Source organism: Longimicrobiales bacterium, from assembly GCA_035764935.1.
Classification (GTDB): Bacteria; Gemmatimonadota; Gemmatimonadetes; order Longimicrobiales; family RSA9; genus DASTYK01.
The window spans coordinates 1-24230 of the sequence record DASTYK010000167.1 but is presented as its reverse complement, the minus strand read 5'-3'; the positions used below and the strand labels follow the sequence as shown (position 1 = coordinate 24230).

The 24230-nt window shown below is 68.4% G+C and carries 29 protein-coding genes; 21 read left to right on the top strand and 8 right to left on the bottom strand.

Annotated features, from left to right (window positions below; genetic code table 11):
* Positions 1-374 precede the first annotated feature (374 nt).
* The 3 genes from VFU06_15105 (at position 375) to VFU06_15095 (ending at position 2245) form a co-directional block, all read left to right on the top strand.
* Positions 375-668: a tetratricopeptide repeat protein gene (locus VFU06_15105; GenBank protein HEU5210721.1), complete on the top strand. Its 294-nt coding sequence runs from the start codon at positions 375-377 to the stop codon at positions 666-668.
* A 92-nt stretch (positions 669-760) separates the two neighbouring features.
* On the top strand, positions 761-1837 hold the full coding sequence (locus VFU06_15100) for a hypothetical protein (protein ID HEU5210720.1): 1077 nt from the start codon (positions 761-763) through the stop codon (positions 1835-1837).
* A 15-nt stretch (positions 1838-1852) separates the two neighbouring features.
* Positions 1853-2245, top strand: a complete 393-nt coding sequence (locus tag VFU06_15095) for a hypothetical protein (protein HEU5210719.1) — start codon at positions 1853-1855, stop codon at positions 2243-2245.
* Between the two features lie 25 nt (positions 2246-2270).
* Here VFU06_15095 and VFU06_15090 read toward each other — a convergent pair whose 3' ends face one another.
* Both VFU06_15090 and VFU06_15085 read right to left on the bottom strand, forming a co-directional pair.
* Entirely contained in the window at positions 2271-3317 is a 1047-nt protein-coding gene (locus tag VFU06_15090; protein ID HEU5210718.1) for a cytochrome d ubiquinol oxidase subunit II, read from the bottom strand.
* Complete coding sequence (locus VFU06_15085; protein ID HEU5210717.1) at positions 3314-4609, bottom strand: cytochrome ubiquinol oxidase subunit I; 1296 nt, start codon at positions 4607-4609, stop codon at positions 3314-3316. Before VFU06_15085 ends, VFU06_15090 begins: the two co-directional genes overlap by 4 nt.
* A gap of 331 nt (positions 4610-4940) precedes the next feature.
* Between VFU06_15085 and VFU06_15080 the strand changes: the two genes are divergently transcribed.
* Together VFU06_15080 and VFU06_15075 are read left to right on the top strand one after the other, a co-directional pair.
* Positions 4941-6047, top strand: coding sequence for a PA0069 family radical SAM protein (locus VFU06_15080; protein ID HEU5210716.1), 1107 nt, complete (start codon positions 4941-4943; stop codon positions 6045-6047).
* A gap of 46 nt (positions 6048-6093) precedes the next feature.
* Positions 6094-6813, top strand: coding sequence for a nucleotidyltransferase family protein (locus VFU06_15075; protein HEU5210715.1), 720 nt, complete (start codon positions 6094-6096; stop codon positions 6811-6813).
* 10 nt (positions 6814-6823) lie between these two features.
* On the opposite strand, the gene VFU06_15070 is transcribed toward VFU06_15075, so the two are convergent.
* A complete protein-coding gene (locus tag VFU06_15070) occupies positions 6824-7246 on the bottom strand; it encodes a hypothetical protein (protein ID HEU5210714.1) in 423 nt (140 codons plus the stop codon).
* A gap of 131 nt (positions 7247-7377) precedes the next feature.
* Here VFU06_15070 and VFU06_15065 point away from each other — a divergent pair, with 131 nt between their 5' ends.
* Together VFU06_15065 and VFU06_15060 are read left to right on the top strand one after the other, a co-directional pair.
* Entirely contained in the window at positions 7378-8934 is a 1557-nt protein-coding gene (locus VFU06_15065; GenBank protein HEU5210713.1) for a M20/M25/M40 family metallo-hydrolase, read from the top strand.
* Between the two features lie 4 nt (positions 8935-8938).
* Complete coding sequence (locus VFU06_15060) at positions 8939-9985, top strand: D-2-hydroxyacid dehydrogenase (GenBank protein ID HEU5210712.1); 1047 nt, start codon at positions 8939-8941, stop codon at positions 9983-9985.
* 33 nt (positions 9986-10018) lie between these two features.
* Here the strand turns inward: VFU06_15060 and VFU06_15055 are convergent, their stop codons facing one another.
* Complete coding sequence (locus VFU06_15055; GenBank protein HEU5210711.1) at positions 10019-10519, bottom strand: YajQ family cyclic di-GMP-binding protein; 501 nt, start codon at positions 10517-10519, stop codon at positions 10019-10021.
* A gap of 156 nt (positions 10520-10675) precedes the next feature.
* Between VFU06_15055 and VFU06_15050 the strand changes: the two genes are divergently transcribed.
* The 6 genes from VFU06_15050 (at position 10676) to ruvA (ending at position 14871) form a co-directional block, all read left to right on the top strand.
* Positions 10676-11314, top strand: a complete 639-nt coding sequence (locus tag VFU06_15050) for a hypothetical protein (GenBank protein HEU5210710.1) — start codon at positions 10676-10678, stop codon at positions 11312-11314.
* A 70-nt stretch (positions 11315-11384) separates the two neighbouring features.
* The gene (locus VFU06_15045; protein HEU5210709.1) at positions 11385-12419 is read left to right on the top strand and encodes an ATP-dependent DNA ligase; all 1035 of its coding nucleotides are present in this window, start codon (positions 11385-11387) and stop codon (positions 12417-12419) included.
* A gap of 14 nt (positions 12420-12433) precedes the next feature.
* Entirely contained in the window at positions 12434-12898 is a 465-nt protein-coding gene (gene mscL / locus VFU06_15040) for a large-conductance mechanosensitive channel protein MscL (protein HEU5210708.1), read from the top strand.
* A gap of 133 nt (positions 12899-13031) precedes the next feature.
* Positions 13032-13781 (top strand): YebC/PmpR family DNA-binding transcriptional regulator, encoded by a 750-nt coding sequence (locus VFU06_15035; protein HEU5210707.1) that lies wholly within the window; start codon positions 13032-13034, stop codon positions 13779-13781.
* Complete coding sequence (gene ruvC / locus VFU06_15030) at positions 13778-14281, top strand: crossover junction endodeoxyribonuclease RuvC (GenBank protein ID HEU5210706.1); 504 nt, start codon at positions 13778-13780, stop codon at positions 14279-14281. The genes VFU06_15035 and ruvC overlap by 4 nt, the downstream gene beginning before the upstream one ends.
* Positions 14278-14871 (top strand): Holliday junction branch migration protein RuvA, encoded by a 594-nt coding sequence (ruvA, locus tag VFU06_15025; GenBank protein ID HEU5210705.1) that lies wholly within the window; start codon positions 14278-14280, stop codon positions 14869-14871. Before ruvC ends, ruvA begins: the two co-directional genes overlap by 4 nt.
* Positions 14872-14925: 54 nt before the next feature.
* On the opposite strand, the gene VFU06_15020 is transcribed toward ruvA, so the two are convergent.
* From VFU06_15020 to VFU06_15010, 3 genes are all read right to left on the bottom strand, one after another.
* Positions 14926-15225 (bottom strand): Rho termination factor N-terminal domain-containing protein, encoded by a 300-nt coding sequence (locus tag VFU06_15020; protein ID HEU5210704.1) that lies wholly within the window; start codon positions 15223-15225, stop codon positions 14926-14928.
* Between the two features lie 132 nt (positions 15226-15357).
* Positions 15358-16902 carry a hypothetical protein gene (locus VFU06_15015; GenBank protein HEU5210703.1) on the bottom strand — a complete coding sequence of 515 codons (1545 nt, stop codon included), beginning with the start codon at positions 16900-16902 and terminating at the stop codon, positions 15358-15360.
* On the bottom strand, positions 16899-17699 hold the full coding sequence (locus VFU06_15010) for a hypothetical protein (GenBank protein HEU5210702.1): 801 nt from the start codon (positions 17697-17699) through the stop codon (positions 16899-16901). Before VFU06_15010 ends, VFU06_15015 begins: the two co-directional genes overlap by 4 nt.
* Before the next feature lie 109 nt (positions 17700-17808).
* Here VFU06_15010 and VFU06_15005 point away from each other — a divergent pair, with 109 nt between their 5' ends.
* A complete protein-coding gene (locus tag VFU06_15005; protein HEU5210701.1) occupies positions 17809-18351 on the top strand; it encodes a hypothetical protein in 543 nt (180 codons plus the stop codon).
* A gap of 3 nt (positions 18352-18354) precedes the next feature.
* On the opposite strand, the gene VFU06_15000 is transcribed toward VFU06_15005, so the two are convergent.
* Complete coding sequence (locus VFU06_15000; protein HEU5210700.1) at positions 18355-18978, bottom strand: penicillin-binding protein activator LpoB; 624 nt, start codon at positions 18976-18978, stop codon at positions 18355-18357.
* A 238-nt stretch (positions 18979-19216) separates the two neighbouring features.
* Here VFU06_15000 and ruvB point away from each other — a divergent pair, with 238 nt between their 5' ends.
* The 7 genes from ruvB to VFU06_14965 form a co-directional block, all read left to right on the top strand.
* A complete protein-coding gene (ruvB, locus tag VFU06_14995) occupies positions 19217-20260 on the top strand; it encodes a Holliday junction branch migration DNA helicase RuvB (GenBank protein HEU5210699.1) in 1044 nt (347 codons plus the stop codon).
* Positions 20261-20262: 2 nt separating this feature from the next.
* Positions 20263-20625, top strand: coding sequence for a hypothetical protein (locus VFU06_14990; GenBank protein HEU5210698.1), 363 nt, complete (start codon positions 20263-20265; stop codon positions 20623-20625).
* Positions 20622-21668, top strand: a complete 1047-nt coding sequence (gene queA, locus VFU06_14985) for a tRNA preQ1(34) S-adenosylmethionine ribosyltransferase-isomerase QueA (GenBank protein ID HEU5210697.1) — start codon at positions 20622-20624, stop codon at positions 21666-21668. The genes VFU06_14990 and queA overlap by 4 nt, the downstream gene beginning before the upstream one ends.
* Positions 21668-22828 (top strand): tRNA guanosine(34) transglycosylase Tgt, encoded by a 1161-nt coding sequence (gene tgt / locus VFU06_14980; protein HEU5210696.1) that lies wholly within the window; start codon positions 21668-21670, stop codon positions 22826-22828. The genes queA and tgt overlap by 1 nt, the downstream gene beginning before the upstream one ends.
* A complete protein-coding gene (yajC, locus tag VFU06_14975) occupies positions 22825-23160 on the top strand; it encodes a preprotein translocase subunit YajC (GenBank protein ID HEU5210695.1) in 336 nt (111 codons plus the stop codon). Before tgt ends, yajC begins: the two co-directional genes overlap by 4 nt.
* Positions 23161-23173: 13 nt before the next feature.
* A complete protein-coding gene (def, locus tag VFU06_14970; GenBank protein HEU5210694.1) occupies positions 23174-23656 on the top strand; it encodes a peptide deformylase in 483 nt (160 codons plus the stop codon).
* 168 nt (positions 23657-23824) lie between these two features.
* A partial coding sequence (locus tag VFU06_14965) for a methionyl-tRNA formyltransferase (GenBank protein HEU5210693.1) occupies positions 23825-24230 on the top strand: 406 nt, incomplete at its 3' end.

The window sequence follows — 24230 nt, the reverse complement described above, 5'->3', positions numbered from 1 at the left end:
AGGCCCGCCGAGATCAGGTCTTGCACGGAAACAGGCCGCCCTCGAGTGCCACGACCAGGAATCATCTCGCGTCGACTTGCCGACACTCAATGTCTGTCACGCTGGTGCGTCGGTAATTCCCTTGCGCCAGGACGGCAACTTCTCGCATACTACCCGTCCTGCCGATTGTCACGAGCCTCTCAATCTCTCCGGAGGTCCGCTTTGCGTGCGCGTCAGATGCGCTGCGCACTGCGGTTAACCAACTTATCCGACGCATCGAGACTAAACACCAACAGGCGCGCGCAGTTAGCACGCGCGGGACGCCGACGGACCTCCTCGATGCTATTGGCCTGTGGCAGCAGGCTCGGTCGCTGGCGCATGAACGCGGCGATGTCGTGCGCGAAGCCGCGATGTTGAACAACATCGGAGTTGCACAAATGCGACTGGAGCAACCTGATCTGGCCAAGGCAAGCTTCCACGAGGCGCTGGACCTTGCAAGGGTTGCCGGTAATCCGACTAACGAACTGATCTCGCTCTACAATCTTGGACGCACGGCGGAGGCGCTTGCTGATACAACGGGCGCCATTGCACAGTACCGGCGGGCATTACGGGTGCTCGAGCAGCTGCCCGAACGCACGATGATGCGCATCGATATCGAGCATCGTATCGCAGACCTCTGGACTCATTAACGGAGATTGCCATGCGCGGCTCGGCGGCGCAGCTCCTTATGCTGGCGGTCCTCCCAATGCTCAAGGCGTGTGGTGACGGTTCGGGAGCACCCATGGCGGAACCCCTGATTGTCGAAGACTCACACCTACAGGTGCTTGACACCGCTGCGCGACTCACAGATGTACGTGACGTTATGTCCACCGATGATGGAAGCATCTGGGTGCTTGATGCAATGGAGCCATTTGTCCACATCTATGGAGCCGAGGGAGAGCACCAACTTGCGACAGGTCGCAAAGGTCGCGGAATGGGTGAGATGCTCTTCCCGACGTTCCTTCTTAACGTCGACGGGGGGGTTGAGGTATGGGACCGGGGGACGCAGCGTCGACTCCTGATCTCCAGCGACGGTACGATTGTCGATCGCGGTCGAATCGACCGGGGTCTCTTGTTCCATGCACGGTCGGACATTCTACAGGTTACCTACGGGGCGCCGTTTCGCTCACGCGTGATGGCAGGATCTGTCATCACGACCGTCTATCCGAAGGGACTTCTGACGGATGTTGACTACCGTTCCGGTCAGATCGTTCGTGTGCAGGATGACCAACTGCAGGTTCTTCTTCAATTCGAGGACGTGTTGGACGCCGGCGTGAGTGGCGACGAAGCCGCGCGTCATCTCGTGGGGATTCCTCTCTGGGATGCATGTCCGGACGGGAGTCTACGCGTGTTCGATCCAGATTACGGACGGCTGTTCCATCTTGATAGCAGTGGTCGGGTGCGCGACACGCTGGATCTTGCCGTCTCAACCGAACCACTCCGGACAGAGCATATCCGCAGATACCTGCGCGGGATGGTTGTCCAGGAGCTCGGCTCCGGTGCGGTCGGCGACCCCGATGTCGAACGTGAGGTTGAAACGCTCGTTCGCAGCCATCGTCGGGAGTTCGGGACGAAGCTTCCCGGTGGCGTCGATCTCCGATGTGATGTGTCCGGCCGAACATGGATTGCCGAGTTCGATAACTCGGTTCATTCACTTGGCTTTGGCGCTAACTGGCTCGTAGTTGATGGGAACACCTCACAGCGGGTTCGCTTTCCTGAAGGCTTCCGTCCTTTCGAAATTGGGCCGCGCCGAGCAATTGGAATTTTCACCGACTCGCTCGACGTGCAGTGGCTAGCTTCCGCGTTGCTTCCGATTTGACTCCAGCTGACCACCATGGGCAACGCACCTGATCCCGCCGTCCTGCGGCTCATCCGGCTCTCGCTCCTCTTCGGCGTCCTCGCCTTCGGCGCGGTCGCGTACTTCACTCAGGCGCAGCGCCAGCCCTCGCTCGAGCCCGGCCTTCACGACGCACTGCGACTCGCCGTCTTCGCCCTGAGTGGCGCAGTCGTGATCGCAGCATTCGTCTTTCGGACGCTGCGTGCGCGCGCGGCCGGGCCCGCCTCCGTCGCGAGCACCACCATCATCGCATGGGCCGTCGGCGAGGCACCTGCGATCCTGGGGGCGGTCGTGTACTTCCTGAGCGGGGACGCGCAGCCGTTTCTCATCGGTGTGGCGGCGTTCGTGCTCATGCTCGTGGCCGTGCCACTGCCGGACGGGGGCGCCTGAACGGATCCGACTACCGGATCCGACCCTATCCGACAGGACGCGTCGCCCGTATCTCGGCCCGTGCCGCGTCGTGCTTGCGCACCTTGAACACCCGGAACAGGTACCAGAGCGACGGCAGCAGCAGTGCCATGCCCAGCGGTGTCGAGTAGAGAACGAAGAGTAGAGTCGCCCGGGGGCCTGCGGCGCTTGCCAGCGTCACATCGGGGTAGATTATGTACGGGTACTGCGCCGCGGCCCAGCCTGCGACGAGACACGCGATCTGCGCGACCGCCGCGGCGCGTGCGAGCCGGTAATGCCGCCCGCGCAGAGCCCAGCCCGACAGGAGCGCCGCAACAACGCCGGGCACGAGCGCGAACAGGCCCGGCCCGCGCACCAGTCCCTGCCAGAGGTGCTCCGCCTCACGCAGCAGCAGGGGGACGAGCGCAGCGGAAAGTGCGACGACGGCGGTGCCGGCGAGCAGCGCGCGCGTGCGGAAGTCGTCGCGCAGTGGTCCGTCGGTCTCGAGCGTGAGGAAGACCGCGGCGAGGTACGCGCACTGCGCGAGCGCGAGCGCACCGATCGCGAGCGAGACGGGCGCGAGCCAGGGTGTCCGCGTGAAGTGCACCCCTGCGTCATCGACGCGCATTGCACCCGAGCTCACTGCGCCCAGGCACATGCCCAGTACAACGGGTGTGACCACGCTGGCGACGCCGAAGATGACGCCCCACCGTTTCGCCTGCGGGCTCGACGCCTCTCCGGCAGCGCGCGGCGAGTACGCGCGGAACACGAACGCCGCGCCGCGCGCAATGATGCCGAGCAGCACGATGTGGAAGGGAACGAACAGACCGGTCGACAGCGCGCCATAGGCGCTCGGGAACCCGGTGAACAGGAGGACGATCACGAAGATCAGCCATACGTGATTCGCCTCCCAGACGGGTCCCATCGCATCGGCGATCGCGGCACGCTGCTCGTCGCGCCGGGGCCCGCGCGCGAACAGGTCCCAGATGCCGCCGCCGAAGTCGGCGCCACCCAGCACCGCGTACGTGATCAGCGCAACCACGGCGAGAGCGCCTACGAGGAGCTCGACGCTCATGCCTGCTCCAGTGCGCGCCGTGCGCTGTTGTGGGTAGCAAGTGCGCGCAGCAGCGCGGCGAGTGCGGTGCCCAGCAGCAGGTACAGCACCGTGAAGCCGAAGAAGGTGATGGGAACGCCCGGGGCCGTCGTCACGCCGTCGGCCGTGCGCATGCTGCCATAGATCACCCACGGCTGTCGCCCGACTTCGGTTACCAGCCAGCCGGCCTGCAGTGCGAGGTAGCCGAGTGGCGAGGCGGCCACCAGCAGGATCCATAGCGCGCGCGGCTCGCGGCCGCGTCGCTTCCACTGCACGAGCCAGAACAGTGCGCCGATTCCTGCCATCGCGAAGCCGGCTCCGACCATCACCTGAAATGCAGTGTGCACGATCAGCACGTTCGGCCACTCGTCGCGCGGAAACGCGTCCAGCCCGGTGACCTCGTGCGCCGGGTCATGCGCGAGGAGGAGCGACAGACCGGCCGGGATCTCGAGACCGAAGCGGAGGGTCTGCGCGTCGTCGTCGGGGATGCCGCCGATCGTGAGCGGCGCGTGCGTGCGCGTCTCGTACAGCGCTTCCATCGCCGCGAGCTTGGCAGGCTGGTGCTTCGCCGCCATGCGCGCACTGATGTCGCCGGAGAGCGGCTGCAGCATGGCCGTCACGGCAGCGACAGCGAGCGCGATGCGGATCGCGCTGCGGTGATACGCGTCGTCGCGGCCTCGCAGGATGCCCACGGCATACACGCCCGCGACCGCAAAGCCCGTGGCGATGTAGCACGACAGCGTCGAGTGCAGCGCCAGGTCCAGCCAGCGGGGGGACAGGAAGGGAGCGAACGCCGCGCCGGCGCCCTCCGGTGCCACTGGCGCCTGCATCCACGCGTTCGCCGCGACGACCAGCACGCCCGACATCATCCCACTCACCGCGACCGGCACGCCCGTCCACCAGTGCGCGCGCGGCGAAAGACGGTCCCAGCCGTACAGGTACAGGCCCAGGAAGATCGCCTCTATGAAGAACGCGTAGCCCTCGAGCGCGAATGCAGGGCCGATGATCCCGCCCGCCTCGGCCATGAAGCGAGGCCAGAGCAGACCCAGCTCGAACGACAGCGCCGTGCCCGACACCGCACCCACCGCGAACGTCAGCGCCGTCGCCTTGCCCCAGGTCCGCGCGAGCACCCGGTAGTGCTCACGGCCGCTGCGCAGCCACCGCCACTCCGCCATCAGCATGAGCAGCGGCATGCCGATGCCCAGTGCGGCGAAGATCATGTGGAACGCGAGCGATACCTCCATCTGCGCCCGCGCGGCGAGCAGCGTATCCATCCCTGGCCCTTTCCCCTGATCCCGTCACGTTCGCGCGTGCCGTTTCCAGGCCCGCGTCGACACGTGCCCGCCTTCCCGCATGCGGCCGGCCACGTGGCGCGGACTATCTCGGTGCGGACGGGGCGGCGACACCGGTCAAGTCCCCACACGGCGTGCGGCAAACCCCTACAGGCGGGGCCGTGGGGGTCGCCCGGGCCGTCAGGGCCGTCTGGGCCGTCCGGGCCGTCGGGGCCGTCCGGGCCGGCGGGCCCGCAGGGAAGGGTCGCGCAACCTGGGCAGCCGCCGACCGCGCCCTCTTGAGCCAGGCAGGCTCCCGCGCTATCTTCGGTCTATGTTCGGTCCTGACTCGCCCCCGCCCGCGCCCCTCGCCACCCTGACCTACCGCGGTCGTGGTGCCGCGCACAACCCGGCCAACCGGTTCGAGCCGATCGAGGTGCTGCCGGACGGCGACGCGCTGGATGCGCTCGCGGCCGAGGAGGAGGACGTCGCGCCGCGCACGGTGTTCCTGCGCGACACCACGCGCGTCGTCATTGCCCGCAACAACAGTCCGGACATCGGCTTCGACGCCAGCATCAACGCGTACCGCGGCTGCGAGCACGGCTGCATTTACTGCTATGCGCGCCCGACGCACGAGTACTTCGGCCTGTCGGTGGGGCTCGATTTCGAGACGAAGATCTTCGTGAAGCCGGACGCGCCGGAGCTGCTGCGCGCGGAACTGATGAAGAAGTCGTGGACGCCGCAGGTCATCGTGATGAGCGGAGTCACGGATCCGTACCAGCCCGCGGAGCGCCGCTTCCGTCTCACGCGGCGGCTGCTGGAGGTGCTGCTGGAGTTCCGCAATCCGGTCGGCATCATCACGAAGAACCATCTCATCACGCGCGACATCGATGTGCTGCGCGAGCTGGCGCAGCTCGAGCTGGTTACGGTGAACATCTCGGTGACGTCGCTCCGCAACGAGGTGCAGCGGGTGATGGAGCCGCGCACGGCCACGCCGGCGCGTCGGCTGGATGCGATCGAGAAGCTTGCGGCCGCCGGTGTACCGGTGGGCGTCATGGTCGCGCCGATCGTGCCGGGTCTGACGGACGAAGAGGTGCCGGACATCCTGCGTGCGGTGCACGCCGCCGGCGCGCAGCGCGCGGGCTATGTGATGCTGCGGCTGCCGCACGCGGTGAAGGAGCTGTTCGAGCGCTGGCTCGAGACGCATTTCCCGGATCGCAGGGACAAGGTGCTGAACCGCGTCCGCTCGATGCGGGGCGGCAACCTGTACGACTCGCGGTGGGGTGTGCGCGGCCGGGGTGAGGGGATCTTCGCGGATCAGATGGGCGCGGTGTTCGGCGCGACGTGCCGCAAGCTGGGGCTGAACGCGTCGCGTCACCAGGTCCGCACGGACCTCTTCCGGCGTCCCGCACCCGGAGGACAGGGAGACCTCTTTGCGTGAGCGGCAGTCTGGCACTCGTTCTGCCATTCGCCCTGACATGGATGCAATGATCCTCGCCGCGGGGCTGGGCACGAGGCTGCGCCCGCTCACCGACACGGTACCGAAGCCGCTGCTGCCCGTAGGTGGGATGCCCCTGCTGGAACGCATAGCGCGGCGCCTGGTTGCTGCGGGTGCAGACCGCCTCATCATCAACACGCACCATCACGCGGATCAGATCGAGGCGTACGTGCACTCATCCGACGGCTTCGGCGTCGACGTGCGGTTCTCGCACGAGCCGGACGCGCCGCTGGATACCGGGGGTGGACTCTGGAATGCGCGCCGGCACTTCCGCCACGATGCGCCGTTTTTCCTCCACAATGGCGACATCCTGACCGAGGCGCCGCTCGACGCCCTGTACGCTGCACATGTCCGCAATGGCGCGCTCGCTACGCTGGCGGTTCGACCTGCCTCGGAGCAGCGCTACCTGATCTTCGACGATGACGGCCTGGTCGGCTTTTCGCCGCGCGGTGGCGGGGCGGAACGCATCGTACGCGAGCCGAGGGGGCCGCTGCAGCGCTGGGACTTCGCCGGGATCCACGTGATCGAGCCGCGCATCTTCGAGCTGATCGAGGAGCGCGGCACGTTCTCGATCATCGACGTCTATCTGCGCCTGGCGAAGCGCGGCCAGGTGGTCCGCCCGTTCTGCTGCGACGGCGTCTGGCTCGATATCGGCACACCGGAGCGGCTCGCGGAGGCGGACCGGATCGCGGCGGGTATGCCGGCTTGACCCTATCCGGTCACCAGGCCGTCGAGTCCCTCACCTCGCACTGTTCGGCGCCGCATTGCACCAGCCATTCGACGCGCTCCTCCGACGCGAGCGCGTCGATCACCGAGGCGGCGCCGCCGCCCGTCCGTGCGGTGCGGACACGCCAGCCACCCTCCGTTTCCGCTGCCGAGACGAACTCCAGCACCGCGATCGTGCTGTCGGCATCGGTGGGTGAGTCCTGCACGACGACACCTGCGGTCACGAGCGCCTGGCGCGTCGCGAAGGTCATCGCGGTGTCCCCGAACGTCCCGGCCACGACCAGCAGCCGGTCCGGGGTGCTCGAGGCAGCGCGTGTCGCCACTGCGCGCACTGCCTCCGGCAGCATGTCCATTTCCGCGGGCGCGCATCCGGGGAGGGTGAGCACAGCACCGAGCAGGAGTATCCGCTTTGTCATGAATTCTCCGTGGAAGGCATGCGGGCGAATGTAGCGCAAAGCGACCGGGGGCGCCGCTGCCCTTGCCGTGGCGGCGGTTCCGGCCAGATTCCCATCGTTCCAGCGAAACCAGTGACTGAACGGAGTCAGCGATGAGGCGAGCCCTGCTTGCTGCGCTCGTGCTGGCGGCTGCACCGGGTGCAGGCGCGACGAATGCGCAGACGTTTGCAACGGAGGATCCGGTCCTGCGCAGCATCTGGACCGAGGCCATGGACAACTCGCAGGTCGAGGCCCTGGCGCAGGTGCTGCTCGACTCCGTGGGCCCGCGGCTGACCGGCTCGCCCGGGATGAAGGCCGCACACGACTGGGCAGTCCGCCAGTACGGCGCCTGGGGCATCGAGGCGCGCAACGAGCAGTACGGCACCTGGCGCGGGTGGCAGCGCGGTGTCACGCACATCGACCTGGTCGAGCCGCGCGTGCGCACGCTCGAGGGGATGATGCTCGCATGGAGTCCGGGCACCAGCGGCAAGAACGTCGAGGGCGACGTCGTGATCCTGCCGGAGTTCGCGAGCGCAGCCGACTTCCGTGCCTGGCTGCCGCAGGTGCGCGGCAGGTTCGTTCTCGTGTCGTACGCCCAGGAGAGCTGCCGGCCGCTGCGGCAGTTCGAGGAGTTCGGGATGGAAGGCGCGCTGGATGCGGCGCGCGAGGCGCGGCAGCAGGGGATGCGTGCCTGGAACGTGCGCGTCCAGTCGACCGGGCTGTCCATGAATGATCTCCGCCTCGCCCTCGAGGAGGCCGGCGCGGCGGCGATCCTCCAGAGCAACTGGTCCAACGACTACGGCGTGAACAAGATCTTCGGCACCAACACCACGCGCACGCCGACCGTGGACCTCGGGTGCGAGGACTACGGCCTGGTCTACCGCCTGGCGCACAACAACCAGTCGCCGAAGCTGCGACTCCGCGCGGACGCGCGTTTCACCGGTGAGCAGCCGACGTTCAATACGATCGCAACCATTCCGGGCACCGGGAAGCCGGACGAGTACGTCATGCTGTCCGCGCACTTCGACTCCTGGGATGGCGGCTCCGGCGCGACCGACAACGCATCGGGCACCGTGCTCATGATGGAGGTGATGCGCATCCTGAAGCAGGTGTATCCGAACCCGAAGCGCACCATCCTGGTCGGCCACTGGGGCGGTGAGGAGCAGGGGCTGAACGGCTCGCGCGCCTTTGCCGCGGATCACCCCGAGGTCGTCGAAGGGCTGCAGGCGCTCTTCAACCAGGACAACGGCACCGGCCGCGTCGTGAACATCTCGATGCAGGGCTTCGTGGATGCCGGCGAGCACTTCGGCCGCTGGATCGCGCGCATTCCCGGCGAAGTGACGCAGCACATCGAGCTCGGCATTCCCGGGATGCCGGGCGGCGGCGGCAGCGACTACGCGTCGTTCGTCTGTGCCGGTGCACCCGCGTTCAACCTGAGCGCGCTCAACTGGGGCTACGGCACGTACACGTGGCATACGAACCGCGATACGTTCGACAAGCTCGTCTTCGACGACATCCGCAACAACGTCGTGCTCGCGGCCATGCTTGCATACCAGGCATCCGAGGAGCCGGAGCGCATCGCGCGCACGCAGCGCGTGCTGCCGCCGACGAATGACGGCGAGCCGCGCACGTGGCCCCAGTGCCGCGAGCCGCAGCGCACCGCACCGTAGGCGCGTGCGCCGCGTCGTCCTGAACCTGCGCGACAATCGCCCGGCCTGGGCGCTGCCCGACAGCGCGGCCGCGGCGATCGTCGCCGCGTTCCCTCCCGGTGAGTGGGAGGTGGTCGACGTGCGAGCACCGGTTTCGGGTCGTGGCGACGGCGGCGGCGTTTCCCGGCAGGCGCTCGCCGCCGTCAGCGGCGCGGAGGTCTGGATCGGCTACGGCTTTCCACGTGCGTTGCTCGACCGACTCCGGGAGGACGGCGCGTTTCCCGGGGCGCTGCGGTGGATCCACTCCGCGGCCGCCGGTGTGCGCTCCATGCTGCATCCGGAGCTCGTTTCCAGCGACGTCCTCATTACCAACTCCGCCGGTATTCACGCGGAGCCGATGGCCGAGAGTGTCATTGCGGCGGTCCTGCACTTCGCACGCGGCTTCGACTTCGCCGTGCGCGCTCAGGCACGCAGCGAATGGGACAAGGCCCCGTACGAGGACCGGGTCGGCGTCATTCGCGAGATCAGCGGCGCGCCGCTCGGCATTCTCGGATACGGCGGTATCGGTCGCGCCGTTGCTCGCCGCGCACGTGCACTCGGCATGGACGTCTGCGCGTTCCGGACACGCCCTGCAGAGGACGAGGATGGCGTGCGCATGGTGCACGGCGCGGCAGGCCTGGAGGTGCTGCTGCGGCAGAGCGAGTACGTCGTGTGCGCACTGCCATCGACCGAAGCAACGCGTCACCTGCTGAGCGCGCAGCGCATCGGCCTGCTGCGCGAGGATGCGGTGGTCATCAACGTGGGGCGCGGCGATGTGATCGACGAGCGCGCCCTCACCGAGTCACTGGCAGCGAACCGGGTCCGGGGTGCGGCGCTGGACGTGTTCGAGCAGGAGCCGCTGCCGTCGGAATCACCGCTCTGGACGCTCGCGAACGTGCTCATCCTGCCGCACGTGAGCGCCACCACCCCGCGCTTCTGGGAACGCCAGGTCGCACTGATCCGCGAGAACGCGGAGCGCTACCGGCAGGGACGGTCGCTGTTGAACCAGGTCGACAAGGCGCGCGGCTACTGACCAGGCCGGGCACCGCGCCAGGCCAGTCGCAGCTCAGCGGTAGTTCCCGAAGTTCAGCTCCATCCCGTAGTCCTTCTCGCGCAGAAACGCGATCACGGCCTGCAGCTCGTCGCGTGAGGGCGAGGAGACGCGCAGCTCGTCTCCCTGGATCTGGACCTGCACCTTCTTGAAGCCGCCGGCCTTCACGTCCTTGACGATCTGCTTCGCAGTGTCCGTCGGGATGCCCTGCGTCAGCGTGATCTCCTGGCGCGCCCGGCCGTGCGTCGCCGGCTGGACCGTGCCCGGCTTCATGTTCTTGATCGGAACGCCACGCTTGATGAACTTGGACTGCAGGACGTCGTAGACCGCCTTCAGCTTGTAGTCGTCGTCCGCCTCCAGGGTGAGCACGGACTTGGTGCGATCGAATTCGATGGTGCAGTTCGTGCCCTTGAAGTCGTAGCGCTGCTGGATCTCCTTGCGCGCCTGGTTCACCGCGTTGTCGACCTCCTGCAGGTCGGCACCGGTGCTAACGTCGAACGAGCTGTTCGTGGCCATGCGGGAATCTGCCTCGGTGTTCGGGTTGCGCTCCCGGAATCCATAGGCCCGATCCGCGCCCGGCGCAAACCACCGCCCGCAGGTGTCCCGCATTCTCCCGGGCCCAGGGCCTCGAGGCCCAGGCCCCGGCCCGCATCTCCTTTTTCGAATACAACCGTGTCACGCATCTTTCTTCTGTCCCCCGCCAGCTGCAGCGGCCGACGTGCGCAGATCCTGCTGCGCGAGGAGGCGTCCTTCGACCTGGCCGTCCGGCTGCGGCAACGCGGCGTCAGCCTTGCGGACGCTTTCACGTTCATGAGCGGCCTGTATTTTCGTGGCAAGGCCGCCTACGCCCGCGCGTTCGCGGATCCGCCGCGGGGTGTGGACGGTGCGCTCGTGATCACGCCCGCGCGCGGACTGGTCCCGATGGAGACGACCGTGGACGTCGCCGAGCTGTGCACGTATGCCGACATTCCAATCTCACTCGACGAGCCGCGTTACCGCGAGCCGCTCGTCGCCAGTGCCGAGGCGCTTGCCCGCTCCATCGCTGGCGACACTGACGTCGTGCTGCTCGGCAGCATCGCATCCGACAAGTACGTCGGGATCCTGCTCGATCACTTCGGTGAGCGGCTGCTCTTCCCGGCGGATTTCGTGGGTCGCGGCGACATGAGTCGCGGCGGGCTGCTGCTGCGCTGCGTGGATGCGGGCAGCGAGCTGGATTACGTCCCCGTTCGCGGTGCGACCCGGCGCGGGAGCCGGCCACCGAAGCTTGCGCCGCGGCGACCGCCGCACGACCACAGGCGGCCGAGCGCATGAAGCGCCGGCTCGCGCGCGCTGCGTTGCGCACGTCGCACTGTCCACCACTGCCACGATCGCTGTGCCAGCCATGAACCTGCCGATTGCGTACCCCCTGCCGCCTGCCGAAGCAAAGCAGGTCGAACGCCTGCCGCGGGGTGGGGAATGGTGCTACGAACCGAAGTGGGACGGCTTCCGCTGCCTGGTGTTCCGGGACGGCGACGAGGTGCTGCTCCAGTCCAAGGCGTGCAAGCCGCTCGAGCGATACTTCCCGGAGGTCGCGGAAGCCATGCACTCGCTCAGCGCGCGCCGGTTCGTGCTCGATGGTGAGCTGATCGTGCCGGTCGACGGCACGCCGTCGTTCGAGCAGCTCCTGCAGCGGATCCACCCTGCCGCGAGTCGCGTGCGCAGGCTGGCGACAGAGAGCCCGGCGATCTTCGTCGCATTCGATCTGCTGCTCGCGGAGCGTGGTGGCTCGTTGCTCGAACAGCCCTTCCGGGAGCGCCGTAGCCGGCTGGAATCCTTTGCAGCGCGGTACCTGGGTCCCGGCAGCGGCACACATCTGTCGCCGCAGACGGCCGATCCGGAGCTCGCGGAGCACTGGCTGACGAGCGAGCGAACGGGTCTCGACGGCGTCGTCGCCAAGCTCCTCGATGCACCGTACGCGAGCGGCGAGCGCACGACCATGCGCAAGATCAAGCGGATCCGCACGGTCGACTGCGTGGTCGGCGGCTTCCGCTACGGCTCGAGGTCGAAAACGGTCGGCAGCCTGCTGCTCGGCCTATACGATGACGACGGCCTCCTCCACCATGTCGGGTTCACGTCCAACATCCCGCGCGCCGAGCGCGCCGCACTCACGAAGGAGCTGGAAGCGCTGCGCGCACCCCCCGGCTTCAGCGGTCGCGCGCCCGGCGGCCCCAGCCGCTGGAGCACGGAACGATCCGCCGAATGGGTCCCGCTGAGCCCGACTCTGGTGGTCGAGGTGAGCTACGACCATTTTTCCGAGGGTCGGTTCCGACACGGCACCTCGTTTCAGCGCTGGCGTCCGGACAAGGCACCGAAGCAGTGCACGTTCGAACAGCTCGAGCGCACGGGCACTTCGCCCCTCGAGCTGCTCGATTCCTGAACCCGGAGGGGCTCATGGGCGTGGCGCAGGAGTTCAAGGAATTTGCCGTAAAGGGCAACGTCGTCGACATGGCGGTCGGCATCATCATCGGTGCCGCCTTCGGCACGATCGTGAAGTCGCTGGTCGATGATGTGCTCATGCCGCCGATCGGGCTGCTCCTGGGCGGCGTGGACTTCACGGATCTCTATCTCACCCTGAAGGCGGGCACGCCAGCCGGACCGTATGAGACGCTCGCCGCCGCACAGGAGGCAGGCGCCGTCACGGTGAATTACGGCGTCTTCGTGAACAACGTGATCAGCTTTCTGGTCGTAGCGCTGGCCGTCTTCATGCTGGTCCGTGCGATCAATCGACTGCGTCGCCAGGAACAGGTCGCGCCGGCATCCCCCACGGAGAAGCCGTGTCAGTTCTGCGCGACCACGATCCCGATCCAGGCGACGCGCTGCCCGCACTGCACCTCGCAGCTCGAAGCCACGGTCTGAGCGGCAGGGCGCACGCAAGTGCATGCTCCGGCGTTGCTTGGCCACTTCCGCGGCGCTTATATTCGGCCTCGGCCGGCCGCGTCCGGTGTCAGCAGCAATCCAGCAGCAATTCAGCTCATGAGGAGGTGCGCCCGTGGCCGGACACAGCAAATGGGCGCAGATCAAGCGCAAGAAGGCGGTCAATGACGCCCGTCGCGGTCAGCATTTCACCAAGCTGATCCGCGAGATCACGGTGGCGGCGCGTGCGGGCGGGGGCGACCCCGGCATGAACCCGCGCCTGCGTCTCGCGATCGATACGGCCAAGGCCGCCAACATGCCCGCCGAGAACATCGACCGTGCAGTCAAGAAGGGCACCGGCGAGCTCGAGGGCGTCGAGTACCACGAGATCGCGTACGAGGGCTACGGCCACGGCGGTGCGGCGCTCTACATCGAGGCGCTGACCGACAACGCCAACCGCACGGTCGCGGATCTCCGTTTCACGATGAACAAGTACGGCGGCTCGCTCGGCACGAGCGGCTCCGTTGCCTGGCAGTTCGACCGCAAGGGGCAGATCTACGTGGATGCGAAGCGCCACGACGAGGAGAGCACGCTCATGGCGGCGCTCGAGGCCGGCGCGGAGGACATGCAGCAGGAGGACGACCAGTTCATCATCTCCACCGGCATGACCAGCTTTGCGCAGGTGCAGGACGCGCTGCGCGAGGCGGGCATCGACATCGAGTCTGCCGAGCTCGCGATGGTGCCGAAGAACATGGTGGACGTGAAGGGCGAGGACGCACAGAAGCTGGTCCGCCTGATGGAGATGATCGACGAGCTGGACGACATCCAGAAGGTGTGGACCAACGCCGAGCTCGACGAGGCCGCCCTCGCCGAGGCAGGCGCGTGATCGTACTCGGAATCGATCCGGGCGCCGGCACGACGGGCTACGGCGTCGTCGCCCGCGGGGGCGGCGGCGCCGTATCGCTTCTCGAGTGCGGGGTCGTCCGCACCGCGCCCGCCGACCCGCTCGCGCAACGTTTGCGCGAGCTGCACGACGGTATTGCAGCGGTGCTCCAGCGGCACGACGTGGACGCGGTCGCCGTGGAGGGCGTGTTCTACAGCAGGAACGTCCGCACGACACTCGTGCTCGGCCACGCGCGCGGCGCGATCCTGCTGGCGGCGGCGCTGCGCGACCTGCGCGTCTTCGAGTACTCGCCGGCCGAGATCAAGAACGCCGTATGCGGCACCGGCCGCGCAACCAAGGAGCAGGTACAGTACATGGTTCAGCAGATGCTGCGGTTGAAGCATCCGCCGCAGCCCGATGACGCGGCCGACGGTGTCGCCGCTGCACTCTGTCACTGCACGGCAGGTGCGACGCTCGCGCATGTAGGAGGTGTGCTGCGTTGATCAGCCGGATTCGTGGCACGCTGCTCAGGCGTGAGCTGGACTCCGCCGAAATCATGACTGCGGGCGGCGTCGCCTACCAGGTCTCCGTACCGCTGTCAGTGTTCGAGCGCTTGCCGCAGGAGGGCGGCGAGGTCGAGCTCATCACGCACCAGGTCGTGCGCGAGGACTCGATCGAGCTGTTCGGTTTCCTGCACGACGGCGAACGCAGGCTGTTCGGCCGGCTGCTCACCGCATCGGGCGTCGGGCCGCGCCTCGCGCTCAGCATGCTCTCGACACTGCCGCCGCAGCGCCTCGTGCGCGCGATCGTCGACAAGGACATCGCCGCACTGCGACAGGTGCCGGGCCTCGGCGCGAAGAAGGCGGAGAAGATCGCCGTCGAGCTGGCGGACCGGCTGGACGACCTGACGGTCGCTGTGGCAGGCACGCGCGCCGAGGGACGCACGGCGGAGGATGCGGTCGGTGCGCTCGTCGCGCTCGGCTATTCGAACAGCGAGGCGAGCGAGGCAGTGCGTGCCGCGCTGGACGCCGATGGCCGCATCCAGGGCGTCGAGCTGATCCGCGCCGCGCTCGCCGCCATGAGCCGTGCCTGAGCCGCGTTCGCCGGAGCGCCGCATTCAGCGGACAGGCACTCCGGCGGACTGGAACTAGCGACGATCGCGGATCGCCTCGATCAGCTCGTTCTTCTTCATCTTGCTGCGCCCCTCGATCTTCAGGTCACTCGCGATGTTGCGCAGCTCGTCCACCGACCGGTCCTCGTAACTGCGGTTGGGATTGCCCGTCCCCTGCGTGGTGCGGTTCGGCGTCTGTCCCGACTCGCGCCGGTCCTTGTTCACCGTCCGCGCCGCGATCTCCTTCGCCCGCTCCGTCGAAGCACCCCGCTCACGTGCGCTGTCCTTGATGTGCTCGTACTTGCGCTCGTCCTTGTTGCTCCAGCCCTTTGGCATGTCAGCCTCCTGCAGTCGGTTGCCGCTTTCCAGCGACCCTGGGAGGTGCAAATCGCATGCGCGTGCCGGCCTGTTATCTACCACGGAGAACACAGGGCACACGGAGGATTAGGAAGTGTGCCGGGCGGAACGTCAGTGAAGCCGGACGTGCTCGATGCGGATGCTGCCACCCGGCGCGTCCACGGTCCGGGTGACGTCCCGGCCGGCGACCTCGATGCGCAGATCGCCACCACCTGCCGGCACTCTCACCCGCACGATCTCGACGGCGGCCGGCAGCAGCGTCCAGGAGCGCGTGTCCGCCTGCTCCGTCACCGCGAACGCGACGTTGCCGAGCATGGCGAACAGCTCCGCCGCGCCGTCGTCCTTTTCACGGATCTCGTCCTCGATGCCGCGCGTGATCGCGAGCTTTGCCGCGGCGCGTGCCACGGTGCGTGCGACCAGCATGGGTCGGTCCGCGCGCAGGTCTTCCGCCACGGCCGACGACACGCTGGCGCGCACGAGCGGGGTGTGCGCACTCACGCTGTCCGTCAGCACGCGTACACTGCCGAGCGGCGGCGACAGCTCGCGGAAGACCGGCCAGGCAATACGCATCAGGTAGGGCATATCGCGCTCGCTGTCCCGCTGCGCGCGGCCGCGTGTGCCCGAGGCGCGCCCGGGACGCGCGGATTCGGCCGCCAGGATCGCCGAGCCGCTGTCGTGGGCGACGACCGTGGTGCCGTCGGCGGGATCCGCGCACGGAGAAGCGCAGCTGTCCTCCGACATCGTGTCTGCCAACATCGCATCGGCATTCCCGGCAGGCGCCGCGACCTGCAGCGGCCTGTACCCGTCATTCCCCGGCTCATCGGCTGCAGCGGTGATGCGTGCGGCGATCACGGTCGCGAGCCCGGCGCGGCCTTCGTCATCATCGCTGCGCAGCCGTCCGACTTCATCGCCCGGCAGCCACAGCGAGATCGACTGCTCCGCGCGATGCCCCACGAAGCCGCGATCGATGAAGAGGTAGACGTCGACGGAGTCGGGATCCGGGCGCGGCAGCCTGGCATCCTGGACGCTGTCTCCGAGCAGTGTCCTGGCGTTGCGCCAGGCGACGTCCGCGTCGGCTGACTCACCGGCCATCGCGAAAATGGCAGCGGAGGCGTGGCGCATCGCGGCGTGCAGCCGTCGCCCGGCGTCGTTTCCGGGTGGGTGCTCCTCGAGCAGCAGTGCCATGCGCCGGACCTCCACGGCCGCGTCCTCCGCGGAGCCCAGGCGCAGCCAGGCGAGGGCCGCATAGTAGTGCAGCAGCAGCCGCTCGCTGTCGCCGGCCTGGTAGGGCATCACTTTGTCGGTCGAGATGATCGACAGCGCGGTGCGTGAGGCACTCTTCGTGGTGCGCTCGTCGATGAGCAGCGTCGCGCTGTCCAGCATGGCCGCGCTGCGGCCGTAGTCGCCCGCATGGTAGGCGACGATGCCGCCGTACATCCGGGCGAGCAGGGGGTCGGAGGGAAATGCGTCGCGCTCGTCCAGCAGCGACGCCAGCGCCTGCGTCGCGGCCGGATCCGCGATCAGGTGCCGCAGCCGCTCATCGGCGCGCGCGAGGCCCGACGGCCCGACGTCGTAGTGATCGAAGAGCCGCGCGCAGCCGCCGACCAGCAGTGCGACTGCCAGGACGAGTGCGAGCTGCGCGCGGCACCGCCTCATCTCTTCTCCAGCACGATCACGCGCTCGCGCGCGTGCGCAATCGCGTCCGCCAGGTTGCCCCAGGCACGGCCGTACGCGTCGATCTTCTCCAGCTCCATCTGGTGCAGGAAGAGCTGGTACTGGATCAGCGCCTCCACCGGGCGCAGCTGCTTGTCCAGTGTCGTGGCGATCCGGTAGGTCACGCGCGGATCGTCCCCGCCCAGGATGTCCGCCCGGTCGTACCGGTCGAGCGCGGCGTCCAGGTCGCCGCGCGCGGCGTAGTCGTCGCCCTCGCGCAGCAGCGCATCAGCGAGCGCGCGGGCGCGGCCGTCCGTGGTCGCGTCCGCCTCGCTCGACACCACGCGCAGGCCCTGCGACTCGCGGTAGCTGTACGACTGGACGCGACCGTTGCGGAGCTGCACCATGGCGACCTCGCCGACCCCGTCCCGCGGCGCCATGGAACGCGAGGCCGGTACCATGACCGACGAGGCCGCGCCGTCGCGCACGCTCCACGCCGACTCCGTCGTGCCGGTCGCGGCGAGGACCTGCACTTCGTTCATGCCGACGGCCAGCTCGCCGCGCGCGATCGCATCACAGACCGCCGGCGCACACGTCTCGAGCGCGCGCGCCGCGAGCTCGTCGCGTCGCCCCGTCGCCTCGGCTTCCTGGCGCCGGGCATCCGCACGCGCCCGCTCCACCGCGTCCGAGCTGGGCGCCACGCGATCGCCGTTCTCCAGGATCGCGGGCTCGTGCACCCGCTTCGTGCAGCCCACCGCGGCCACAGCCAGGGCGAGCACAACCGCTGATGTTGCTCTCATCGATCTTCTCCTCGACGGGCCGGCGCGTTGCCGGCGGAATCCTGCGTCCGGATGCCTGGAGCCGGCTCCAGTGCTTGTGTTTCTGCCGCAATCCGCTGCATTTTACGGCATGGCTGACAGCCACAGACCTGTGACGCGGCGGCTTCGTCTCTTCCTGCGGGACTTCCGCATGATCGAGGCGTTCGTGTCGGCTGCCGAGGGGCAGTCGCTGACGTCGTACGTCTCGAACCGGCGACGCTACATCAACCTGCGCGCGGCCCACTGGGCCGACGCGACCTCCGACCATTCCCACGCGGCGCTGCAGGTGGCCCATGTTCTCTGGGCGTCCGCGCCCGACGGTGACATGCCGCTGGTGAACTCGTCGGGCGTCTCGCGCTCGCGCGACGTCGAGATGCAGCTCGAGGACGGGCTGCTCGTGCGGGGCTCGCTGCCGATGTTCGAGCAGCAGCGGCTCAGCGATTTCCTCGAGTCGACGACCACCTTCATTCCTGTCCAGGCGGCGCGCCTGCTGCGCAGCGGCCGCCCTCCGAAGGAATCCAACGTGGACCTCGGCGACATCATCGTGAACCAGGCCGCGCTGCAGGCGATCTGGGAGGCCGAGGGGGGTGCACCGGTCAGCGAGATCACCCGGGACTGGTCCGAAGGCGAGTAGCCGTCAGTCCCAGCCGAGGCGTGAGCGCTCGATGTACTTCTTGATGCGGTGCTGTCCCGTCCACACCTTTTCGTTGGATTCCAGGTCCACCAGTCGGGCGTCGATCTGATAGTAAACGACGGTCTCACGCCCTTCGCGGTCGGTGATCGTCTGGATGTCCCCCTGCATCATGTAGCGCGCCCCCAGCTCCTGGGCCATGCGGGCCCGGGTCTCCGCACGCGCGTTCTCCTGCTGGTCCTCGCGCTCCGCGCGCACCTCCTGCCGCTCCTCCCGTGACGCGACGACGCGCACCGCGCCCGAGTTGATGAAGGCGGACTCGAGGTCGCGGACGAAGGTCCCGACCGGGATGTGCTCGTGCGAGCGGTTGGCGAACTCACCCACGATCACGGTGGGTGCGTCGCCGCCGTGTGCAGCGGCGTAGCGGGAAGCCCATGCATTGCCGAGGCTCTGCTCGATCAGCGCATTGGCGACCAGGCGGCTGTCCGTATCGTTCCAGCGGCCGGACAGGTCGGTCACGGAGTTGGGATCGATGCGTGTGACCTGCTTGCTCGCGCATCCGGCAACAGAGACGGCCAGAACGAGCAGCAGCGCCGTCCCCGCCAGGGACGTTCCTCGGATGTTCATCATCGAAGCTCCGGATCAGGGACCGGTATGAGCGTGGTGCAACCGCGCGCGCAGGTCAGGCGCGGTGGTTCGGCGGTAGATACACGGGCGGGTGCGTCCGTGTTCGCGCGCGGAGGCGCGGACTCGCCGGAATGGGCAGAACGCCAATCCACACTTGCGGTTGCGCCCGCCCGCGGCCGGGCGCGATAATACTCCCGCGCAACGACGCCAGTTGAGATGCCCCCATCCGAGACCCCGTAGCATGCGGTCCGAGATTACGACGCCGGAAGTCCTGAGCGAGGAAAGCGCGGTCGAGCTGTCGCTGCGGCCGCAGCGTCTCGCTGAGTTCATTGGCCAGGCCAAGGTCAAGGACAGCCTGCGTATTGCCGTGGAGGCCGCCCTCGGCCGCCGCGAGCCGCTCGACCACACGCTCTTCCACGGACCGCCGGGGCTCGGCAAGACCACGCTCGCCATGCTGATGGCGCGCGAGCTGGGCGTGAATATCAAGACGACGTCCGGGCCGGTGCTCGAGAAGCCCGGCGACCTGGTCGGCATCCTCACGAACCTGCGCGAGCGCGACATCCTGTTCATCGACGAGATCCATCGCCTGCGGCCGATCATCGAGGAGTTCCTCTATCCCGCGATGGAGGACTACCGCATTGATATCCGCCTGTCGGACGGTCCCAAGGCGCAGACGATCTCGATGCCGGTGGAGCGCTTCACGCTGATCGGCGCGACCACGCGCTTCGGCCTGCTGACGCCGCCCATGCGTGCGCGCTTCGGCATCATCCAGCGACTCAACTTCTACGACTCCGAGCAGCTCGCGGAGATCGTCGTACGCAGCGCGGAGATCCTGGCGGTCGAGTGCACGCGCGACGGCGCAATCGAGATCGCGCGCCGCTCGCGCGGCACGCCGCGCGTCGCCAACCGCCTGCTGCGCCGCGTGCGCGACTTCGCCCAGGTCCGCGCCAACGGCGTCATCGACCAGTCGGTCGCCAACGCCGCGCTGCACATGCTCGACGTCGACGAGTACGGCCTCGACGAGATGGACGCGCGCATCCTGAAGACGCTGATCGAGCACTTCGACGGCGGCCCCGTCGGCCTGAACACGCTGGCCGTTGCGGTCGGCGAGGATGCCGGGACGCTGGAGGAGGTGTACGAGCCGTTCCTGATCCAGAACGGCTTCCTCATGCGCACGCCGCGCGGACGCGTCGCCACGAACAACGCGTACCGGCGCTTCGGCTACGCGCTGCCCGCCGCACGCACCGGCCTGTCCGGGCCGCAGGTGAACCTGTTCGAGGCGTAGCCATGGAACTCGTGCGCCTCTCGAAACAGGACCACGCGCTGCTGTGCGCGCGCTTTGCCGAGCACGGCAACTCGCAGCGTCGCATGCGGGACGCACTGACCGAGACGTCTGCGCCCGGCGACGTCCTCGGCAGGTTGCGGGCGCTGCGTCAGATGGAGCGGACGCTGGACGTCGATCTCGGCGCCGTCTGCTGGCGCTGGGAGCATCGCAACGACGAGTCTACGCACCCGCTCGAGCGGCAGATCATGGAATACGTCGCCGAGCCGCGCGGCACGGGCAGCGGCTGGGAGTTGTGGGTCCGGCTCGACAGCGTGCGCGTGCTGCGCGAGCTGATGGAGGGCCGTCTCGTCGGCGAGCCCGAGTGAACGCAGGCCGCTACACCACGTCGTCCTTCGATTACGAGCTGCCGGACGCCCTCATCGCGCGCTACCCCGCAGAGGTTCGCGATGCCAGCCGGCTGCTGGTGCTGGACCGCGCGAGCGACACGCTTGCCCACCGCCACTTCGCTGACATCATCGACTACATCGAGGCCGGAGACGCGCTGGTCCTGAACGAGACGCGCGTGATCCCCGCGCGACTGCTGGGCACCCGCCCGTCCGGTGCCCCGGCCGAGGTCATGCTGCTGCAGCCGGTCGGCGCGGAGGAGACGACCTGGTCCGCGCTCGTCCGGCCCGGTGCCAGGCTGCGTCCCGGCAGCATGGTCAACATCGCGGACGATCTGTCCGTCGAGGTGCTCGATGTGCTGCCGGACGGCGCGCGCGTGGTCCGGCTCGTGACGGAGCTGCCGGTGCGTGACGCGCTCGAGCGCCATGGTCACATGCCGCTGCCGCCGTACATCGGCCGCGCCGATGAGCCCGGCGACCGTGAACGCTACCAGACCGTGTATGCGCGCGCGGAAGGCTCTGTCGCCGCGCCCACCGCAGGCCTGCACTTCACGCCGCAGCTGCTCGACGCGCTGGAGGCGAAGGGCGTGCGCCTGGTCCGGCTCGTCCTCCACGTGGGCGCCGGCACGTTCCGTCCCGTCGACGTCGAGGACCCGAACCAGCACCCGATGCATGCCGAGCGCTATGAGGTCAGCGACGACGCCGCGAGCGCGATCAACGCGGCACGCGCGGCGGGTGGTCGCGTCTGGGCGGTCGGCACCACCGTGACGCGCACGCTGGAAAGCGTCGCCGACGAACGCGGCTGCGTCCGGTCGGGCAGCGGGGAGACCCGGCTGTTCATTCGTCCGGGCTACTCGTTCCGCGCCGTGGACCGCCTCATCACGAACTTCCACCTGCCGCGCTCCACGCTGCTCATGCTGGTCGCAGCGTTCGGCGGGTACGAGCGGATCATGCAGGCGTACCGCGTCGCCGTCGCGGAGCGCTACCGCTTCTACTCGTACGGCGACGCCATGGCGATCCTCTGATGTTCGAGTACCGCCTCGAGGCGCAGGACGGCGCTGCGCGCGCCGGCACGTTCACGCTGCCACACGGAACGGTGCAGACGCCGGCGTTCATGCCGGTCGGCACGCAGGGCAGCGTCAAGACGATCTCGCGCGACGAGCTGCGTGACGAGATCGGTGCGCAGATCATCCTCGCGAACACGTACCATCTCTACCTGCGGCCGGGCCACGAGGTGGTCCAGCAGATGGGCGGACTGCACGGCTTCACGGGGTGGCAGAAGCCCTTTCTCACGGATTCCGGCGGGTTCCAGGTCTTCAGCCTGGAGACGATGCGGAAGATCACCGAGGAGGGCGTGGTCTTCACGAGCCACATCGACGGCTCGCGCCACATGTTCACCCCCGAGAAGGTGATGGAGGTGGAGCGCGCGCTGGGCGCCGACGTGATCATGGCCTTCGACGAGTGCCCGCCCGGGCAGTCGAGCCGCGAGGTGGCGGAAGAGGCACACGAGCGGACGCTGCGCTGGCTCGCGCGCTGTCGCGACCGGTTCCTGGCACTGCAGGCCGAGGATGGCCAGGTCGAGGCGCAGACGCTCTTCCCGATCATCCAGGGCTCCGTCTTCGCCGATCTCCGGATCGACGCGGTCCGCCGCGTCCGCGAGATGGGGGACTGGCACGGCATCGCGGTCGGCGGGCTGAGCGTCGGCGAGCCCAAGCCGAAGATGTATGCGATGCTCGAGGCGATCGAGCCGGAGCTGCCGCGGGGCGTGCCGCGCTACCTGATGGGTGTCGGCTACCCGGACGACCTGGTGGAGGCGATCGGCCGGGGCATCGACCTGTTCGACTGCGTCGCTCCCACGCGCAACGGCCGGAATGGAACGGCGTGGGTAGAAGGGGAGGGGCAGATCAACGTCAAGGGCGCGCGGCTGCGACTGGACGAGGGACCGCTCGACCCGGCCTGCGACTGCTACACGTGCCGCAACTACAGCCGGGCGTACCTGCGCCACCTGGTCGCGGCGACAGAGCCGCTGGTGCTCCGGCTCCTGTCACTGCACAATTTGCGGTTCCTCGTGCGGCTGGGCGAACGCGCCCGCGCCGCGATCCTTGCGGGCGAGTATGCCCGCTGGAGTGAAGACTGGCTCGCCGCATGGCGCGGCGGCCGGAGAACGGAGAGACAGACCACGTGACGACACTGCCGATTCTCGCGATCGCACTGCAGGCCGCCCCCGGCGGCGGTGGTGCCGGGCTCGCGATTGCCATCCAGATCGCCGCCTTCGCGCTGATCTTCTGGTTCCTGCTGATCCGTCCGCAGCGCAAGTCGGCGCAGCGTCACCGCGAGATGCTCTCGTCGCTGCAGCGCAACGACGAGGTGGTCACGGACGGCGGCATCATCGGGACGATCGTGCACATCGCGGAGGATCGCGTGACGCTCCGCACGGGCGAGAACACGCGCATCGTCGTCGTCCGCTCCAAGATCACCCGCAAGCTGGTGGAGACGGCGGCAGAGCCGACGAAGTGAGATGCAGCGCGAGATGCGATACCTTGGCGACCCGGTTCTGCGCACCGTGGCGGAGCCGGTCGCGGACGTGACGGACGAAATCCGCACGCTCATTACCGACATGTTCGAAACGATGTACGCGGAGGACGGCGTCGGGCTGGCCGCCCCGCAGGTCGGCGTGAGTCAGCGCGTCATCGTCGTGGACCCGCGCGACGAGAGCGTGCAGCCGTTCGCACTCGTGAACCCGGAGATCCGCTCCGCCTCGGAGGAGATCGAGCGAGGCGAGGAGGGTTGTCTGAGCCTGCCGGGGCTGAAGGAGATGGTCGACCGTTCGAAGAGCGTGACCGTCACCGGCCTGAGCGACCGGGGAGAGCCCGTCACCATCGAGGCGGAAGGACTGCTCGCGCGCATCCTGCAGCACGAGATCGATCACATCAATGGCATCCTGTTCATCGATCGCGTGAGCGCGCTCAAGCGCAAGATGCTGCTCAAGCGGTGGGAGAAGGTTCGGCCGTGAGGAAATCGTGAGGCGGGCCGGGGCCTCGGGCCCGCGGCCGGGGCCGGGAGACAAGCGGCCGAACTACGCCGGGATCCCGCTCGCAGACGCGTGGCGAACGCAGTGCGCGCCAGGCGAACCATGTGGATGCCCCCCGGCCCAGGGCCCCGGGCCCCGGCCCGCAGTCTGATGAAGGTAGTCTTCTGGGGCACCCCGGACTTCGCCGTGCCGTCGCTCCAGGCGCTGCTGGGCGAGATGCACGAGGTCGTCGCGGTCGTGACGCAGCCGGACCGGCGCGCCGGCCGCGGCCGCACGCTGCGCGCCTCACCGGTCAAGCTGCTCGCGCAGGAGGAACAGATCCCGCTGCTGCAGCCGGAGCGCGCGCGGGCGCCGGAGTTCCTCGAGGAGCTGAAGGAATACGACGCGGACGCGAACGTCGTCGTCGCGTACGGCCAGATCCTGCCGCGCTCCGTGCTCGAGGTCTGGCCGCGCGGCTCGTTCAACGTCCACGCCTCGCTGCTGCCCGCGCTGCGCGGTGCGGCGCCGATCAACTGGGCAATCGATCGGGGCGACACCAGGACGGGCGTCACGATCA